Source organism: Methylobacterium fujisawaense (assembly GCF_039619325.1).
Taxonomy (GTDB): Bacteria; Pseudomonadota; Alphaproteobacteria; order Rhizobiales; family Beijerinckiaceae; genus Methylobacterium; species Methylobacterium fujisawaense.
In genome coordinates this window covers 33,331-51,201 of record NZ_CP155004.1, presented here as the reverse complement: position 1 = coordinate 51,201, position 17,871 = coordinate 33,331, and the positions used below count along the sequence as shown (strand labels likewise).

The 17,871-nt window shown below is 65.0% G+C and carries 14 protein-coding genes; 8 read left to right on the top strand and 6 right to left on the bottom strand.

Annotation, left to right across the window (positions count from 1 at the left end):
* Complete coding sequence (locus ABC766_RS32630; protein WP_053621440.1) at window positions 1–813, bottom strand: AAA family ATPase; 813 nt, start codon at window positions 811–813, stop codon at window positions 1–3.
* The gene (locus ABC766_RS32625) at window positions 810–2,216 is read right to left on the bottom strand and encodes a Mu transposase C-terminal domain-containing protein (RefSeq protein WP_083460988.1); all 1,407 of its coding nucleotides are present in this window, start codon (window positions 2,214–2,216) and stop codon (window positions 810–812) included. The genes ABC766_RS32630 and ABC766_RS32625 overlap by 4 nt, the downstream gene beginning before the upstream one ends.
* Before the next feature lie 213 nt (window positions 2,217–2,429).
* Here ABC766_RS32625 and ABC766_RS32620 point away from each other — a divergent pair, with 213 nt between their 5' ends.
* The 3 genes from ABC766_RS32620 to ABC766_RS32610 all read left to right on the top strand — a co-directional run bounded on the left by ABC766_RS32620 (window position 2,430) and on the right by ABC766_RS32610 (window position 6,816).
* A complete protein-coding gene (locus tag ABC766_RS32620; RefSeq protein WP_053621441.1) occupies window positions 2,430–3,014 on the top strand; it encodes a recombinase family protein in 585 nt (194 codons plus the stop codon).
* A 414-nt stretch (window positions 3,015–3,428) separates the two neighbouring features.
* Window positions 3,429–5,282, top strand: a complete 1,854-nt coding sequence (locus ABC766_RS32615; protein WP_053609008.1) for a potassium transporter Kup — start codon at window positions 3,429–3,431, stop codon at window positions 5,280–5,282.
* Window positions 5,283–5,572: 290 nt separating this feature from the next.
* Window positions 5,573–6,816, top strand: a protein-coding gene (locus ABC766_RS32610; RefSeq protein ID WP_091994892.1) for an IS3 family transposase whose coding sequence is annotated in 2 segments (ribosomal slippage) — window positions 5,573–5,897 and window positions 5,897–6,816 — 1,245 coding nt in all. Because the reading frame shifts where the segments join, the coding sequence is not laid out codon by codon here.
* Between the two features lie 401 nt (window positions 6,817–7,217).
* Here the strand turns inward: ABC766_RS32610 and ABC766_RS32605 are convergent.
* Both ABC766_RS32605 and ABC766_RS32600 read right to left on the bottom strand, forming a co-directional pair.
* Complete coding sequence (locus ABC766_RS32605) at window positions 7,218–7,697, bottom strand: c-type cytochrome (protein WP_345822934.1); 480 nt, start codon at window positions 7,695–7,697, stop codon at window positions 7,218–7,220.
* A gap of 157 nt (window positions 7,698–7,854) precedes the next feature.
* Window positions 7,855–8,106, bottom strand: a complete 252-nt coding sequence (locus ABC766_RS32600) for a hypothetical protein (RefSeq protein WP_053609012.1) — start codon at window positions 8,104–8,106, stop codon at window positions 7,855–7,857.
* Between the two features lie 207 nt (window positions 8,107–8,313).
* Between ABC766_RS32600 and ABC766_RS32595 the strand changes: the two genes are divergently transcribed.
* The 3 genes from ABC766_RS32595 to ABC766_RS32585 are packed head-to-tail and all read left to right on the top strand — an operon-like array spanning window position 8,314 to window position 11,626.
* Entirely contained in the window at window positions 8,314–8,991 is a 678-nt protein-coding gene (locus ABC766_RS32595; protein WP_053609013.1) for a recombinase family protein, read from the top strand.
* Between the two features lie 17 nt (window positions 8,992–9,008).
* Complete coding sequence (locus ABC766_RS32590; RefSeq protein WP_164891434.1) at window positions 9,009–10,655, top strand: DDE-type integrase/transposase/recombinase; 1,647 nt, start codon at window positions 9,009–9,011, stop codon at window positions 10,653–10,655.
* On the top strand, window positions 10,655–11,626 hold the full coding sequence (locus ABC766_RS32585) for an ExeA family protein (protein WP_127993251.1): 972 nt from the start codon (window positions 10,655–10,657) through the stop codon (window positions 11,624–11,626). Before ABC766_RS32590 ends, ABC766_RS32585 begins: the two co-directional genes overlap by 1 nt.
* A 406-nt stretch (window positions 11,627–12,032) precedes the next feature.
* Here ABC766_RS32585 and ABC766_RS32580 read toward each other — a convergent pair whose 3' ends face one another.
* Window positions 12,033–13,121 carry a PQQ-dependent sugar dehydrogenase gene (locus ABC766_RS32580; protein ID WP_238247141.1) on the bottom strand — a complete coding sequence of 363 codons (1,089 nt, stop codon included), beginning with the start codon at window positions 13,119–13,121 and terminating at the stop codon, window positions 12,033–12,035.
* A gap of 609 nt (window positions 13,122–13,730) precedes the next feature.
* Here ABC766_RS32580 and ABC766_RS32575 point away from each other — a divergent pair.
* Window positions 13,731–14,213 (top strand): MucR family transcriptional regulator, encoded by a 483-nt coding sequence (locus tag ABC766_RS32575; RefSeq protein ID WP_078947056.1) that lies wholly within the window; start codon window positions 13,731–13,733, stop codon window positions 14,211–14,213.
* Between the two features lie 624 nt (window positions 14,214–14,837).
* On the opposite strand, the gene ABC766_RS32570 is transcribed toward ABC766_RS32575, so the two are convergent.
* A protein-coding gene (locus tag ABC766_RS32570) for an IS5 family transposase (RefSeq protein WP_091995207.1) occupies window positions 14,838–15,679 on the bottom strand; the annotation gives its coding sequence in 2 pieces (ribosomal slippage) (window positions 14,838–15,289 and window positions 15,289–15,679; 843 coding nt in all).
* Between the two features lie 594 nt (window positions 15,680–16,273).
* Between ABC766_RS32570 and ABC766_RS32565 the strand changes: the two genes are divergently transcribed.
* Entirely contained in the window at window positions 16,274–16,942 is a 669-nt protein-coding gene (locus tag ABC766_RS32565) for a transglutaminase-like cysteine peptidase (RefSeq protein ID WP_053608458.1), read from the top strand.
* The last annotated feature ends 929 nt before the right edge of the window (window positions 16,943–17,871 follow it).

Here is a 17,871-nt window from a genome sequence, read left to right as displayed (position 1 = left end):
CTATGTGGCACCGATGACGAGGGTGCTCCTCGCGGCCTCGACAACATCGTCCGTGATCACCTTGAGCTCATTGATCTTGAGAATGCGTGCGATCTGCACGAACAGGCGCTGAAGCAGCCGGAAGTTGCCGCCCGTAATCCGCGCGATCGAGGCCACAGCCTGCACATCGGTGAAGTCCGCGTCGTCCAAGGCAAGGCCGAGTTGACGCCAGTGGCGCGTCAGCACGAAGGTGAGTTCGTCGCCCTGTAAGGGACGGTAATGGTGGGCGAACCCGACACGGCTGTAGAGCTGAGGATAGCGCGACAGGCGCTTCTCGATCCCCGGCATGCCGATCAGGATCACGCCGATCCCCGTCCGGTCGAAGACATCGCGCAGGTGCTCCAGGCCCGTGGTCGAGAGTCGCTCGGCTTCGTCCACGATCAGGAGCTCGGTCAACCCGCGCGCAAAGCCCGTTGGCCTCCCTTCCCCGCTCGCATGGTGTTCGCCGAGACAGGCATCCATCCGCACGGTGAGAAAGGTCACCTCGTTGCGCAGCACCCGCAACGAGCAGGCGACCGCCGGAGTGTAGAAGACGCTACAGCTCTGGGCGAGCACGCCATAGATCTTGGCGTCCGACGGCTGTCGCGGTCCCCAGGTGTCGAGGAAGGGCTCGGCCACCTCCCAGCGCGCATAGCGACGTGCCGAGAGTGTCTTGCCGACCCCGGCCGCCCCGTAGCAGAGGCCGATGTAGCGGTGCTTGCGCACCGCATCGGCGAACTCGATGAAGCGGCGATGCTCCTTGGTGGCGATGAAGGCGCCCGATCTGGCGGTCATCCCTCGTCCTCTGCCTGATACACGCGCAGCTTGAGCCGCGGCGGCGAGCGGGCCGGGGCGATCTGACGGTTGAGACGGACGGGATCGGGCAGGAAGTCCGCGACGCGCGCCACGCGCTCGTTGATCGCAGCGCGAAGGCTGCGGCGGTGCAGACGGCGCGCCGCCTCGATGTCCTTGAGGCTGAGAGCTTCTCCAGCGTGCTCCTCGTTCACCGCCCAGCAGAGGAAGCGCTCACGGTGGAACACCCGGATCTCCGACACATCGCGTGGGTCGTAGCGGATCGTGACGGTCTCGCCGACATAGGCTGCCAAGGTCGATGCGACGTACCGCAGGCCCTGGAAGTGAATGCCGTCCCGACGCACGCAGCGTGGCTTGGCGACCATCACCAGCAGGAGGTCGAGCGCCTCCAGGCTCTCGGGCAGGCGGGGCAGGAAACCGTTCGCCCGCCATGCGTCGAGGGGCGCTTGCCCGATCTCGCCGTGCGTGCGCCGATGATAGGCGTCGCGGATGAAGGCGCCGATTGCGCGATCCAGATCCGCCAGTGACAGGGCTGGTGGGCTGACCGGCCCGCCCGCGACGAGGTGGCCGGGCAGCTCGGGGAGGAGTTCGGTGTTGATGGTTCCGAACAGGCGCTCGATCTTACCCCGGCCCTGCGGTCGCGCGACGCCGGAATGAACGATTTGCATGTGCAGGCTCGCAGCCACCTGATCGAGATGGCGGCTCGTGAAGTCGCTTCCGTGGTCGACATAGAGCACGTCCGGGATGCCGCAGACCGGCCAGGCCGCATCGGCCTTGCGCCAGATCGCGTGACGGAGTGCGAGGCTGGTGTTGAGCGCTGAGGGCGCGCCCAGGAACAGCATGGTGCCCGCGATTGCCCGTGAGTGGTCGTCGATCACCGTCGTGAGCCAGGGCCGGACCGGCCTGCCGTCTTCGTCGAGAGCCATGATGTCGAGCAGGGTGTGATCGGCCTGCCAGAGCGCGTTGGGCATGCTCGCCCGATGTCGGCAGATCAGCTCGTAGCGGTCCCGAAAGACGGTCGGTCCGTCCAGGGCCAGGGTGACCATGGCCGGGTCGAGGCGGGAGAGGATGGCCCAGGTCGTACCGTAGGAAGGCGGGGGCCACCCCTTCGCCTCGGCGACGGCCGTAATCCTGCGATGGATGGCGGCGGCCGAGGATCGCGGTTTTCTCAGGCCCATCCCCTCGATCAGGCTGACCAGGTCGGCGGGCAAGCGGTAACGGCCGACATCGCAACGGACGGCACGGGCCAGGCCCGCCAGTCCGTCGCGTCGAAATCGTGTCAGCCAGCGCCGGGCCGTTCGCAGCGGCACGTCGGCGTCCGCGGCGGCCCGGGTCAGAGGCACGCCCTCCTCCAGGGTCGGCCGGAGCACGGCAAAGCGGGCCATGGCGCGCTGGCGTTGAGGCTCGGTCAGTTCCACGAGGGATGCTGCGGCTGTGTCGCTCCGCATGAGGCCGTCCCTGACCCGCACGTCACAGGACGAGGCCTGTCCGGAACCGACCGGTTCTGGACAAGGTCACGCGACCTGTTCACAAACTAGCTTCTTCGAGTTCCGGACAGGTGTCTAGTTCCGGTCATGGTTTTCGGACGAATTCGCCTCATGCCGCGCACCTTCGCCTATCTCCGCGTCTCCACTCCTGGTCAGACCACGGACAACCAACTTACCGAGATCCAAGCGGCCGGGTTCACCATCGAACCGCGCCGCCTCGTGACCGAGACCGTGTCGGGCTCCATCGCGGCCAGCCAGCGCCGCGGCTTCGCGCGCCTGCTCGACCGGCTGGAGGCGGGCGATGTTCTCGTGGTGACCAAGCTCGACCGGCTCGGGCGCAACGCCATGGACGTGGGCGCCACCGTCGCCAAGCTCGAGGAGTTCGGGGTGCGGGTTCACTGCCTGGCGCTGGGTGGGGTCGACCTGACGAGTTCGACGGGCAAGCTGACGATGAACGTGATCAACGCCGTCGCGGAGTTCGAGCGCGATCTCCTGATTGAGCGCACCCAGGCTGGCTTGAGCCGGGCGCGGGCGGAAGGCAGGCGGCTCGGCCGGCCGGCCAGTCTCACGGGCGAGCAGCGCGAGGCGGTGACGCGCCAGATCGGGGACGGCGCGAGCGTGTCGGCCCTGGCGCGGACCTTCAAAACCAGCCGGCAGACTATTCTGAGGATCAGGGACGCGACCGCACCTGCCTGATCGCATCGGCGTCCCCGGCGCACCGGCGGGTGTGTCACCAAGCTCTGAAGTAAACGCGCCACTTATCGCTGAAGGTCACAACTAGCGATCCGCCCCGCCGGATCGTCGGGGAAACGGTCGGTTTGCCTACACACTAGGCGATAGGCTCAAAGTCCTTTTCTAAGATAATCGGTCCAAGATCCTCTAAAACCGCTTCTCCTTTCCTCTGTGACAGCCGGAGAGCTGCGGGGGCATCGGGGGCGTATCTGCCACCGATCACGCGGATCTGTTTCGGCTCGCCAAGCGTCTGAGACCAAGAGAGCTACCGAGCATAGCGCCCGTCGCGCTCGGCTGGCTGTGGATGGAGATGAACTGGTGACCGTCGCGATCCAGGCAGGCGAAGCGCAGCTCCCGGCACGAACCGCCTCCGTCGCCCTGTCCCTCGGCGCGCTCGGCATCGTCTACGGCGATATCGGCACCAGTCCGCTCTACGCGCTCAAGGAGACCGTCAAGGTCGCAGCCGCAGGTGGCACCCTCCAGCACGACGCGGTGGTCGGATCCGTCTCCCTCATCCTTTGGTCGCTGTTCCTCATCGTCGCGCTCAAGTACGCCGTCTTGATCCTGCGCGCGGACAATCACGGCGAGGGCGGCATCGTGGCCATGCTTGCTCTGCTCGGGGCCCGGCATGCACCGCCACGCTCGTGGCGCGCCATCCTGCTCGTCGTCGGGCTGATCGGAGCCGCGCTACTCTACGGCGACGGCGCGATCACCCCTGCCATCTCGGTGCTCTCAGCTGTCGAGGGCCTGAAGGTCGATGCCCCCGGCGTGACGCCTTTTGTGGTGCCGGCTACCGTCGTCATCCTGATCGGTCTGTTCTCGGTCCAGCGCAAAGGTACCGGCTTCATCGGGCGCCTGTTCGGACCGGTCATGCTGCTGTGGTTTGCCACCATCGCGGCCGTCGGCGCGGCCGGCATCCGGCAGAAGCCGGAGATCTTGGCGGCCCTGAACCCGTTCCGCGCCGTCTATTACCTTCTCACCGCGCATCTGCCGGTCAGCTTCGCCATGCTGGGCGCAGCCTTCCTGGCGGTCACCGGCGGCGAGGCGATGTACGCCGACCTCGGCCATTTCGGGCGCGCACCGATCCGGCTCGCGTGGTTCGCGATCGTGCTCCCGGCCCTGGTGCTGAACTACCTCGGCCAGGGCGCGCTGCTGCTCTCGAACCCGGCCGCGGTCGACAACCCGTTCTTCCAGCTCGCGCCGAGCTGGATCCACTACCCGCTCGTGGCGTTCGCCACGCTGGCCACCGTCATCGCCTCCCAGGCCATCATCTCCGGTGCGTTCTCGCTCACCGAGCAGGCGATCAAGCTCGGCTTCTTCCCGCGCATGCGCATCGTCCATACCTCTTCGCAGGAGGCCGGGCAGATCTACGTGCCCATCGTGAACTGGCTCCTGGCCTTCGCCACCCTCGGCGCGGTGCTGGCCTTCGGCTCGTCGGACGCGCTGGCGGGCGCTTACGGCATCGCGGTGTCACTGCTGATGGTGATCACGACCGTGCTGGCGGCATTGATCGCGCTTCGCTGGGGCTTCAACCTCGCCCTCGTGCTCGCGGTCAACGGCGCGTTCCTGCTCGTCGATCTGACCTTCTTCAGCGCCAACACGCTGAAGCTGTTCGAGGGCGGCTGGTTTCCGCTGCTGCTCGCGGCGGGCGTCGCCTTCCTGATGCTGACCTGGCGGCGCGGCACACAGCTCCTGGAGGCGGCCCGGGCCGATATCCGCATGCCCGAGGCGGAGTTCCTGACCCGCGTCGAATCCAAGCACCTGCCGCGCATCCCGGGCACGGGCGCGTTCCTGACCTCGGCCGAGGACGGCATGCCGTTGCCGCTGATGAACTTCGTGCGCCACCTGCAGGTGCTGCACGAGCGCGTGCTCCTCGTGACGCTGCAGATCCTGGACGTGCCGCACGCGGCAGACGCCGAGCGGATCGAGGTGGTGCCGGTCGCTCCGGACGTGACACGGGTGCTGCTCCGGTTCGGCTTCATGGACACGGTTCATGTCCCGCGCGCCCTGCGACGGGCGGTCGAGGACGGCCGGCTCAAGGGCATCGACTGCGACCACCTGAGCTACTTCATCAGCCACGAGACGGTGGTGGCCTCGGAGAAACGTCCCGGCATGGCGGGTTGGCGCGAGGAGATCTTCGCGCTGATGCAGCGTAACGCCGAGGAGACGGCGAGCTACCTGTGCGTGCCGGCCCAGCAGGTGATGGAGGTCGGCGCCGAGATGGAGGTGTGAACGGAGGCTCTCATGGGATCGATCGTATGCCCCGTGTGCGGGCTCAAGGACTTCGAGGTTGGGCCGCAGGCGGACGGTGGGCTTGCAGCGGCCGCAATCTGGACAGACGCGTTCGTGCGACGCTGCCAGCACGTTCAGGAGCGCAGGCACCGCGCTGATCTTAAGACTCACACCTGTCCGCACTGGGCATGCGCTGTGCAAGATGCCGCTGAGCAGGTCAGTGATCCTCCGCCTCCCGGTTGCTTGAGACACCCCGTTAGCGGACGGTCGCCGCGACAGGGGTGAGGATGATGAGCACGGATACGAGGGCAGATGCAGGCGCAGTCGGTCCTGGTCGCGGCGGGCGCATGTCCCGGCAGCGCAAACGGGATGCAGTGCTGCGGCTGCTACGCGGCGAGGACCTGGAGAGCGTCTCGCGCAGTCTGGGCGTGACCGCCGCGACCCTGTCGGGCTGGCGCGACGCGTTCCTGACGGCGGGCGAAGCGAGCTTGGCGACCCGGCCCCTTGATGCGGACGCGCTGGAGAGCGGGCGGCTGAAGGCCAAGCTCGGTGAGATGCTGATCGAGCGCGAGTTGCTGGAGGCCAAGATCGCCGCCCTGGAGGCGCGCGGCCCCGGCCCTTTGGCCCGCAGGCGGTCGCGGCCATGAGCCGGGCCGTCTCGCCTGCCAGCGGCAAAGTTTACGGACTGGCCCGGGTGTGCCGGATCTGGCGCGTGTCGCGCGCTACCGTCCACCGGCACCTCTCACCCGCCCGGCTCGTGCCGTCGCGGCGTCCCGGCCCAGTCGGGCCGATGCCGGATGCGGCGCTGCTCACGCAGATCCGCGCCATCATCACGGACTGCCCCTTCCACGGCGAGGGTCACCGCAAGGTCTGGGCGCGGCTGCGCCTCAAGGGCGTGCGCACCTCCAAACGCCGCGTGCTGCGCCTGATGCGCGCCCATGATCTGCTCGCCCCCTCTCGCGTCGGCACACCGCGCGGCCCGCGCAATCACGACGGCACCATCATCCCGGAGAGGGTGGACACGATGTGGGGCACGGACTTGACCACCACCTGGACGGCTGAGGGACAGGTCGCGGTGTTCGTGGCCGTCGACCACTGCTCGGCCGAGTGCGTGGGCATCCATGCGGCGCGTCGGGCCACACGGTTCGAGGCGCTGGAGCCGATCCGCCAGGGTGTGCGGCAGCGCTTCGGCGGCTTTACGGCCGAGATCGCCTCCGGCCTGAGTGTCCGGCACGACCACGGCAGCCAGTACATGTCGGACGATTTCCAGGCGGAGCTGGCGTTCCTGGGTATCGCGAGTTCGCCCGCCTTCGTGCGCGCACCGGAAGGAAACGGCTGCGCCGAGCGCTTCATCCGCACGCTCAAGGAGAACCTGCTGTGGGTGGAGCACTTCGACACGGTCGAGGACCTGCGTCGCGCGCTGCTGGCGTTTCGCGACCTCTACAATGAGACGTGGCTGATCGAGCGGCACGGGTTCCGACCCCCAGCCGCCGTTCGTGCCGCGCAGCTTCCACCCGCGGCCTTGGCCGCGTAGGCTTCAGATCGGTGTCTCACAATCCGCGGGCGGTACAGTGAGGAGGTATCCGCTTGATTCTATTCAGGATGGGATGCTGCAGAACTACTCGACGAGGCCGCGCCAGCCGAGGAATTCGCGGACGTCCTCGAGGTGATCAGGCTTCATGAGGAGAGGGCCGTTGAAGCGTATACCCTGAAGACATGCGATGCGGGCAAGACCATCTTTGCGACTTCGACGCCGTGGTCCCGAGACTGTGAACATCAGGCGATCACACAAGCTACGCAAACGATCCGTAGCAACGCAAAACTGATCGTTTTATCGACAAAATAAATCCATAGATAATCCTATCATTCTAACTCGTTGATATGCTCTTAGACATGAGGCTTATCAGAGCTCAACTTGACCGCCCGCGACCCCGTTCAAGGTTTTGGAACCTGCCCCGCCGTACTCTGCTCCGAGCGGTATTGGGCGAGGTAGCGTGCAAGCACTGGAATGTGCTCATCTTTGATGTCTCGTGAGACCTCGTTCATCGCCGGCTCGTAGCCAGGGCGTGCGTTGCTCTTGTAGCCCTCAAGCGCGGCCGTCAGATAGTCCTCGCGCTGCCCAGCGACCCTTGGGATCTGTCCCTGCCCCGCGAGGTCGGCACCGTGGCACGAGCCGCAGCGATAGCGCGCGATGAGTGCGCGCGCCTCTTCGGCCGCTTTAGCTTCGATCGGAGCAGAAGTTTCCGGCGCGGGCAATTTGGAGATTGCCTCGGCGAGCGACTGTAGATCATCATCCGACAGGTTTGCCGCCATATCGTTCATCGGCGGAGCAATTCGCTGCTTCTCGCGGAACATCAGCAGCTGCGCGACTACGTAGTTGTAGCGGCGCGCAATCGAACTGTGGCGGAGGCGCAATCGAGGGCGTTTTCCGGCGCACGATCGGTGAGACTGGAGACGGTCTCCGACGCACATTCCGTGAGACTGGGCGCACGATCGGTGAGACCGACGCGAGATCATCCGAGCCGACGCACGCTGCGTGAGACGGATCAGGTCGGCAGGCAAGATGAGCCTGTTATCCGACGCGTGTAGGTCCCTTCCTGTTGCCTGACTTGGCCGTGCTGCCGGCAGCCGCCAGGGCGGCGATCAACGCCTCACGTGGGACCGTGACGGTCACGAAGCGGTTCTTCTCGGGATCGCGATCCTCGGTTGCGGTCATCGTGATCTGGATCGTGGTCGCGCTCATGGCGACATCGAGCAGGACGGGATCGTCTTCGAAGTCCACCTCATACCGCCGGCCGCCGGCTTGTCGGAGAATGGCGAACATGGGCGATCTCTTTTCCGGACCAGGCGCCGTTCATCCGGCCCCTGGCCGTAGCGCCTCACGCACCACGACGACAAGGAAAACGGCCGGTTTTCTTGTGAGGCTCGGGTGCCGCTGAACAAAGCTCGGGGAGCGTCAGAAAACTCGTTGCGGAAATGAGCGCGAGATTGCAGGATGGACAGTATCTTTCCTGGCGGCCTCGGGGAGCTCATGCTGATCGGCTACGTCCGGGTCTCGAAGAGCGACGGCAGCCAGACGCTCGCTCCGCAACGCGACGCGCTTCTCGCCGCCGGCGTCGCCGATGAACGCATCTACCAGGATCTCGCCTCCGGCCGGCATGATGCCCGCCCCGGCTTGCTGGCCTGCCTGAAAGCCCTTCAGCCGGGTAACACCCTGGTGTTGTGGAAGCTCGATCGTCTTGGCCGCGACCTTCGGCATCTCGTCACCACGGCCGAGGACCTCCGCCTTCGTGGCGTCGGCCTCAAGGTTCTGGCCGGGGCCGGAGCGCAGATCGACACCACCACCGCCAACGGCCGTCTCGCCTTCGGCATCTTCGCGGCCTTCGCCGAGTTCGAGCGGGCGCTCATCACCGAGCGCACGACGGCGGGGCTCGCCGCGGCCCGGGCCCGTGGGCGCATGGGCGGGCGGCCACGCAAGATGGACCATGCAACGCTGACCATGGCCATGGCCGCCATGGCCGACCCGAAGGCTGTCGCGGCGGACGTCGCCAAACGCCTCGGCGTCACCACCACGACACTCTACGCCTATGTGAACGGCGACGGCACACCCAAGGCGGCCGGGCAGGTGCTGCTGGACGGCGCGGCCACGATCCGCAAGGGTGCGAAGCCGAGCGCACCTTCACCATCCAGCCAGACCGGTCTGGCGTGATGCCGGCCGGGGGCGCCGTGCCGACCGAGGCCCTGGTGACCCTCCGGCAGCGGCTTGCCGCACTCCCCGCCCGTCATCCGGAACGGACCACCCTGATCCGGTCGACCGCCGCGCTTTATGCCGTCAGCCGGGCGACCTTGTACCGCCTGCTGCGTGGCGGACGTCGCCCCCATGCCGCTCACCGCGCCGACCAGGGGCGGCCGAGGTCGATGTCGGCCTCCGAGATCGAACGCTGGTGCGAGATCGTCGCGGCCATGAAGGTCCGCACCACGAACCGCAAGGGCCGCCACCTGTCGACGGTGCGTATCCTCGGCCTGCTTGTCGAGCACGGGGTCGACACGCCCGATGGCTTCATGAAGCTGGCACCAGGCCGCCTGACCGCATCCACCCTCAACCGACACCTGCGGCGTCTCGGCTACGATCATGCCCGCATGGTCCGCGAGCCGCCCGCCGTCCGCTTCCAGGCCGCGCAAGCCAACGCGCTCTGGCACTTCGACATGAGCCCCTCGGATCTCAAGCAGATCGAAGTTCCGCCCTGGCTCGATCATGACCGCTCGGGCGCGCCCATGCTGATGCTGTTCAGCGTCGTCGACGACCGCTCCGGCGTCGCCTACCAGGAATATCGGTGCGTCTACGGCGAGGACGTCGAGAGCGCGCTGCGCTTCCTGTTCAACGCCATGGCCCGCAAGGAGACCGACGAGAACGGGAGCCCGTTCGGCGGCATTCCGGCGGCTCTCTACCTCGACAACGGCCCGGTCGCGAAGTCGGCTGTGTTCGGACGCGTGATGGAGAGCTTGGGTGTCGCGGTGACGACGCACAGGCCGGCCGGGTCGGATGGTCGGCGCACCACGGCACGCTCCAAGGGCAAGGTCGAGCGGCCCTTCCGCACCGTGAAGGAGGCCCACGAGACCCTGTACCACTTCCACCGGCCCGAGACGGAGGCGGAGGCCAATCGGTGGCTGGCGCGCTTCATCGACAGCTACAACCGTGGCGATCATCGCATCGAACCGCACAGCCGTATCGAGGACTGGCTGGCGCACCTGCCCGACGACGGTCTGCGGGAGATGTGCGGCTGGGATCGGTTCTGCGCCTTTGCCCGGGAACCGGAACGACGGGTCGTGGCGCTCGACTGCCGGATGACGATCGCCGGCGTGACCTACGAGATCGATCCCGAGTTCGCCGGCGAGACGGTCGTGGTGTGGTGGGGCCTCTTCGACCAGGAACTCTGGGTGGAATGCGAGGATCGGCGGTCCGGCCCCTTTCTTCCGGTCGGAGGCCCGATCCCGCTGCATCGCTATCGCAAGCACCGCAAATCCAGGCGTGAGGTCAAGGCCGAGCGGGTCGAGGACCTGGCGCGCCGGCTCGCGCTGCCGCGTGCGGCGCTGTCGGGCGAGGCCGACGTCGTCATGGCCGAGGCGCGACCGCCTCTGTCCGTCCCGGTGCGTCCCTTCCGCGATCCCGACCCATTCGGACAGCTGAGCTTCGCCAATCTGCTCGTCGCCCGGCGCGCCATCGCCGAGGCCATCAGGCTGCCCCTCGCCACCCTCCCGGCTGAGGATCGCGCCTTCATCGACGCCTTGCTGGCGCGGACCTTGGCCCGTCCCGAGGTCCTGGCCGCCGTCCGAGAGCGCTTCCCGCCCGGGCAGAGGGGAGGCGTCGGCTGATGCTCACCGAAGTGATGCGCTTCTACGACCTGTTGCGACCGCCGACCGACGTCGGCTTCTTCGAGACAGAGCACCATACCCAGGTCGCCCGCGATATCCGCGCCGCCATCGCGGGTGGTCGCCTGATCGCTGTCACGGCCGTCATCGGCTCGGGCAAGACACTGCTGTCGCGCCGCCTGCGTGCCGACCTCGAGCGAGAAGGCCGGGTGATCGTGTCGCGCTCGCTGTCGGTCGACAAGGCCAAGATCACCGTGCCGCTCCTGCTGGCTGCCTTGTTCTATGACCTGTCGCCGGAAAAGACGGTGACGATCTCCAGCCAGTCGGAACGCCGCGAGCGAGACCTGCAGGAGCTGTTCCGGCGCGCCAGGAAGCCCGTGGCGCTCTTCATCGACGACGCGCACGACCTCCACCCCAAGACGCTGACGGCGCTCAAGCGCCTCATCGAGCTGGTGGCGGAGGGCGGAGGGCAGCTCTCGATCGTGCTGATCGGCCATCCCAAGCTGAAGAACGACCTGCGGCGTCCCAAGATGGAGGAAATCGGCGACCGCACGACGGTGTTCGAGTTCGGAGGGCTGCGTGATCGGCAACGCGACTATATCGACTGGGTGATGAAGGCCTCGCTCCAGGATGGCATCGCGCAGGCCGACGTACTGACCGACGGCGCCGCCACCTTGCTCGCCGCCAAGCTGAAGACGCCGCTCCAGATCGGGCAGCATCTCGTGCGCGCCTTCGAAGCCGCCTTCGAGATCGGGGCCAAGCCGGTCGATGCCGACATGATCGATGCTGTGCTATCGCGCCAGCTCGACGAGTTGGAGCCCCGGCTGACGCGGAACGGCTACGACCTTCGCAGTCTGGCCGAGCAGTTCGACGCCAAGCCCGGCGAGGTCCGACGGCTCCTCCGCGGCGAACTCGAAGCGGCCCGGGCCGCCGAACTCCTGGACGAGATGCGGGCCGCCGGCCTGCCGACCTGATCCGTCTCACGCAGCGTGCGTCGGCTCGGATGATCTCGCGTCGGTCTCACCGATCGTGCGCCCAGTCTCACGGAATGTGCGTCGGAGACCGTCTCCAGTCTCACCGATCGTGCGCCGGAAAACGCCCTCGATTGCGCCTCCGCCACAGTTCGATTGCGCGCCGCTACACGTAGTCGCTCTTCTGGGCGCCGAGCGACGGCACGTGCTCCGCTTGGGACGTGCCGTTTTCGCCGTGGCAGCTGAGGCAGATACTCAACTGCTCCGTGGCCGGCTGCGCACACACCGGCACGCCGATGCTATCGAGCAAGATCAAGGCTGATAGACCAACAAGCAGGCGCACGGCGGGTCCGATGGCGGGCGAGGGTGATTAAGCCGGGGCGAGGAGGTCTCACCTCGGCCAAGTCACTTAGGGCTCTTTGTAGGTGATGCGCCAGATAGCGCCGTTCCAATCGTCGGATACCAGTAGCGATCCGTCCGGCATTGGCTGCACATCGACGGGCCGGCCCACGTAGGCATTGTTCTGGAGAAAGCCTGTCAGGAACGGCTCGTACGATGCGATAGTGCCGTCGTCCTTGAGCTTGACGACCACGACATCTCCGCCGAGCTTCTTCGTACGATCCCACGAGCCATGACGGGCCAGGAAGATCGCATTCTTGTAGCTGCTCGGGAACATATCGCCCGTGTAAAACCGCATCCCCAGCGTCGCCACGTGCGGGCCCATCAAGCCGGCTGGCTTGGCAAACTCGTCGCACGAGTGACCCCATCCAAATTCAGGGTCGGTGAAGTTGCCCTGATGGCAATAGGGATAGCCGAAGTTGGGCGCCGTCGTCGTTCCCGCCTTGACCACGTGCAGCGTGTCGTTCGGCAGATCCTCCGACATCCAGTCGCGGCCGTTGTTGCTGAAGTAGAAGTCTTTGGTAACAGGGTTCCAATCAAATCCAACTGAGTTGCGCACGCCGGTCGCGACCAGTTCCACGTTCTTGCCGTCCAGGTCCATGCGCCGGATCTGCGCGTGGCGCGATGACGGCATGACGATGTTGCCGGGCGCGCCGACCGGGACGTAGAGCTTGTTGTCGGGGCCGATGGCGATGAACTTCCAGCCATGCGGCTCGTCCGTTGGCAGATCTTCGTAGACCAGCACGGGTTTGGGCGGGCTGTCGAGGTTCGCCTCGATGTTGTCATATCGCCAGATCTTGGACAGCTCCGCGACGTAGAGCGCGCCGTCGTGGAACGCGAGGCCGTTCGGCCGATGCAGACCGCTGGCGATCACCTTGACCACGTTGCCGTTCGGGCCTGGCACGACGGCGTACACCTTGTCGCGCACGCGCGAGCCGACGAACAGCGTTCCCTTGTCGCCCAGGCGCATGGATCGGGCGTCCGGCAGCCCGCTGGCGAACACCTCGACCTTGAATCCCTCGGGTACGTGCAGCATCGCCGTTGGCAGCTTGTCGGCACGGGTGGGCAGAACTGGGCCAGATACCGGAGCCAGCTTCATCGCATCTGGATTATCCGGCTGCCCGATCAGAGGGTCGCCCGGCGGCAGCTGTTGGCCGCGCTGAGTGACAGTCGACGGCTGAGACGGTGGGGTGGTTTGCGCCAGCGCCGTTCCAGCCCACAAAATTGCCCCAGCTGCGATAGTAGCTGGCAGTCGGCGTCTTTCGCCTAGCATGTCATCCTCCCTGACACTCATCGCGCCCACTAACATGTGCTGAACGAGACTGATGTCTAGCTGCAACGATGCCTCAGGCCGCGGCAGTGACCAGACGGTGACGGGCTGTGTCCCGAAGCCGGTTTGATAGTTTATCTACGATTGCGCTTGATCTGACTGAGCAGACCTCGGGCGTTCGAAGCGCAGTGTCTAGCGGAAAACTGAATACGATGAAATTATTGCCCAGCCTAATGTTTATCGTTGATATGGCTCACCTTCATGAATTTAACAGAGTCCGGTGAGATAGATGATTGTGAGCGAGATGTTGCGGCAAATATCTAATTTGATTATGCAGATGGTCGGAGGTAAGTTTCAAATCTGTATTATGAGATTTCTACTTGAATTCGGAGGAAGATTGCGTCATTTGTGCACTTGATCTCCAAAAAGGATTACTTCATGAACGAGAAAGCGGTCACACTGCGGAATGATCATATTCGGCAGACAGTCAAGGTCGTTGCAGCATACATCTCGAACAACAGCCTGCCGGCGGCTGAGCTGCCAAGCTTGATCTTCGGGATCTACTCCGCTCTGTCCGGCCTCCGCCAGGGTGGCGCATCAGAAGCTCCGATGGTCGAGAAACCAACCCCAGCTCAGATCCACAAATCGATTACGCACGACGCGCTAATCTCCTTCATCGACGGCAAGCCGTACAAGACACTGAAGCGGCATCTCACCGGCAATGGTATGACCGTCGCGCAATACCGCGAGCGCTACGGTCTGCCCCGCGACTATCCCACAGTAGCAATTAGCTATTCTCAGCAACGCTCGACTCTCGCCAAGAGTTTCGGTCTCGGCAGTCAGCGCCGAGAGACCACGGCTAAGGCAACAATTACGGTCGGCGCTGAAGCTCCTAAGAAGCGCGGCCGGAAGACCACTTGAAGCCGTCTGCCGTGGCTCCGCCGGCAACCGCTGTAACGGGTTAAGGCCATACTAGATACAAAACTCGGACGGCCCTGTGCATCCGCGCAGGACCGTCGATCCATCGCTGAACTGAATCGTGCCGAGTTCAGCTACACTTTGCGAAAACTAATTTAGAATGCGAAAATCCTCGATGACGCTACCTGACGTAACACACCGCCTCACCGGCGGACCGATCGCGCAGTTCAGGGCGCAGCCGGTGTTCTCCTCGCAGAACCACGTCAGCAACCCGCTCTTCAGGCATGCGCCGCCGCACTGGTGATAGGTACCGTAGGTGGGCCTGATATAGACCGGTTCGATCGATTTCCGCAGCTGCCCCGAGTTGTACTGCGCAGCGCATGACTCAGTGTGAAAAGCAATCCCTGATATCAAAAATAACAGAGTTAGCCCTCGATAATACATGGATCCGATACCGCGCATGATTTTTCAGCACGATTTATTCATTGTCCTCATCAGAATCGAGTAAATAATATTTCATGCAAAAATATGTAAGGCCTGTAGCTGACGGCGTGAACCGCCCTTATGCATCAACGAGACTGAACGCAGGCTGCCAACCTGTGTCCGCCTCTGAGAGTCTGTCCGGCATCATGATGTTTTCTGACAGAGCTTTCGGGTCATGAGGCGGATGGAGGCCAAGAGGACGAACGCTCGTGCTTTCCGGCTTTTGCATTCCCAATCCTTTGCGAGACGGCGGCAGCGGTTGAGCCAGCCGATCGTTCGCTCGACGATCCAACGCTTGGGCAGCACAGCGAAGCCTTTGGCCTGATCGGAGCGCCTGACGATCTCGACCGTGAGGGTGCGGCAGACCTTGCGAAGGCCATCTTGGAAGGCCGGTCCCTGGTAGCCGCCGTCGGCGAAGAGCTTGAGCAGGAACGGGTAGAGGCCAAACAGCGTGGCCATCACCAGCACGCCGCCATCCCGATCCTGAATGTCGGCGGGATGGACGAGCGCGTGCATCAGCAGGCCCTGCGTGTCGACCAGGATGTGGCGCTTCTTGCCCCTGATCTTCTTGCCCGCATCGTAGCCGGGCGGGTCGATCGAGCGCCCCCCTTTTCCGCGCCCTTCACGCTCTGGCTGTCGATGATGGCCACCGTCGGGCTGGCCTCCCGATCCATCCGTTCCCGGCAGGCGACGTAGAGCGTGTGATGGATCCGCTCCAGCGTGCCGTCATAGTCCCAGAGGTCAAAGTAATCGTGAACCGTCGAGCGCGCCGCCAGATCCTTTGGGATCGCCCGCCATTGGCAGCCGGTGCTCAGCACGTACATCAGGCCGTTCACCACCGCCCGCATGTCGACACTGCGCTTGCCGCCGCCACGCTTGGCTGGAGGGATCAGGGGCTCAATCAGCGCCCACTCGTCATCCGTCAGATCGCTCGGATACCGAAGCTCGCTTCGATCGTAGCGGGCCCGGTTCTCGGTCGTCCACATCAGCAGCCTCCACACAGGCCGCCTTGAATCACAAACCCCTTACATCACTCAATATGTCGCCGGACAGACACTGAGTGATCGATGCCCAGCTCCGTCAGCGTTCGTGCGCAGCCGACCATGAAAGCTGCCTGGCCGAATGCGACCAGTCGGAGCTGGACGAACGTCACACTCTGACCTCGACCTTATCGACACGTTGAAGCGCGACGCATTTCGTCTTCATCCTCTTGCACTCACGTCGGCTTGGGCTGCCGAGCCTGGGCGTTCGCCGATCGGGCCTCGCCTCACACGGCGCTTCCATCGTGTCGGACGCACCGTAGATCCTCGAAACGAGCTGGGAATGCGCAAGCGTTTGGGATGTCAGACTTTCGACACGCCCGGACTCAAGCTCTACCTTATCCCTGCAATAAAATCCAAGCTGTTTCTCATAGTCCCCGGGAAAGGCTATGCATACTGTCAGATCTGACAGGACGATTAGCGCCGACCGATATTATCCGCGCTACGCACAGGGTTAATTTTTCGTTGAGCGCTGGATTGCCGCCGGCGCGTCGGCGTGAGAACTTCCGTTAACGAAAGCTTAACGGTTGGGTCTCGGCGATGCGGTTTGCGGCTTTCACGAGGCGGAATGCGGTCTCGGTCCACGCCGCGCGTCGCCTCAGGCCTGCCCTCGCGGCAGCCTTCTCCATCGGCCTCGGGATCGGCGCCGTGCAGGCTCAAACCCTCGCGTCGCTGCCGAGCGCCCCGAGCGTGGCGCAGCCTCTGGGAACGGCCCGACCGATCGCGGCATGGGTGACGTTCTGCGAGAACTATCCGGCCGAATGCGTACTCGACCGCACGGAGCCTGCCCGCATCACCCTCACGCCCGCGACCTGGTCGACCATCGTTTCGATCAACCGCCGGGTGAATAAGGCGGTGCAGCCGATGACCGACATGGACCACTGGCACGTAGCCGATCAATGGAACCTGGCCGAGGACGGCTTCGGCGACTGCGAGGACTATCAGCTCCTGAAGCGCCATCTGCTCGCCGAGGCGGGTCTGCCGCGCCGGGCGATGCGGATGACCGTGGTCGTGGACGCCAACGGCGAGGGTCACGCCGTACTCACCCTGCTGACCGATCGCGGCGACCTCGTCCTGGACAACAAGACCAACGACATCTTACCCTGGCACCGGACCGGCTATGTCTTCGTCAAGCGCGAGAGCCAGGACGCCATCGCCTGGGTGTCGCTGGGCGGGGTCACCTCGCCCGTCACCACGGCGAACCGTTGAGAGGGGATAGTCGCTCGACCGGGCACAGCCTCGGCGAGGATGAGGCGACCGTCGGCTCGATGCCGTTCGTGCCCGTGCTGCGATGATTACCCCTCATATCATGCGCAGGGAACTCCGATGCGGCTAATTTCGGTGATGGTCCTCCCGCTCGTCATGTTTCTGACAGACGTGTCTGCCGAGGCACGTGTGCGCGGCGTCAAGGCTCACCATGATCACAGGGCTTCACGCGCAAGTGACATGGACCTCACGCTCAGACGCAGGGCCGCCGCCGATCGTGCGCGAGGTTGGATGGACTGGGAGGTGCACAGGCCGCTGTCCAGCTACCTCCCGCCTGTGACCAAGCAGCGGGTATCCGCTCCGCCGTTCACAGGTTGGGGTTATGGCGAGACGATCCCCGGTGCGTGGCCCGGCTTCTGATCGTACGATCCTGCACCGTGCGCAGCGTTTGCCGCGATCGTGCGCCCCATCGTGTCGTCGCACGCCTCGCTTTCGGCATCGGCATGCTGGCGGTGGCCGTCACGGCGCTGACAAAGGCTTCGATGAGATATGGGATGCGGCTACCGACATCGTGAGAATCCCCGATCTCGGAACAGCGCCATCCCCGGTCCGGTTGGCTCGATTGCAGCGCGTCTCGAACGCGCCGTCCACGCCATGACCGGAGGCAAAATGAGAGTCGATATCCGCACGCCGCTGATCGCGGCCTTGATGGTCATCGGCATGGTAGCCGGTGTAGCCGCCGCGGGTGGCGGAGCCGGCGGTGGCGCGGGCGGAGCTGGGGCGGGCGGCAGTGCCGGCGGCTCTGCTTCTGGAACCGGTGGTACGGGCTCCAGCGGCGTCAGTGGCACGGGCGCCGTCAACGGGGCGACATCACCGGGTACCTCAAGCACGAGTTCTGGGCTGCCTGCGGGCAGCACCGGCAACTCCAACAT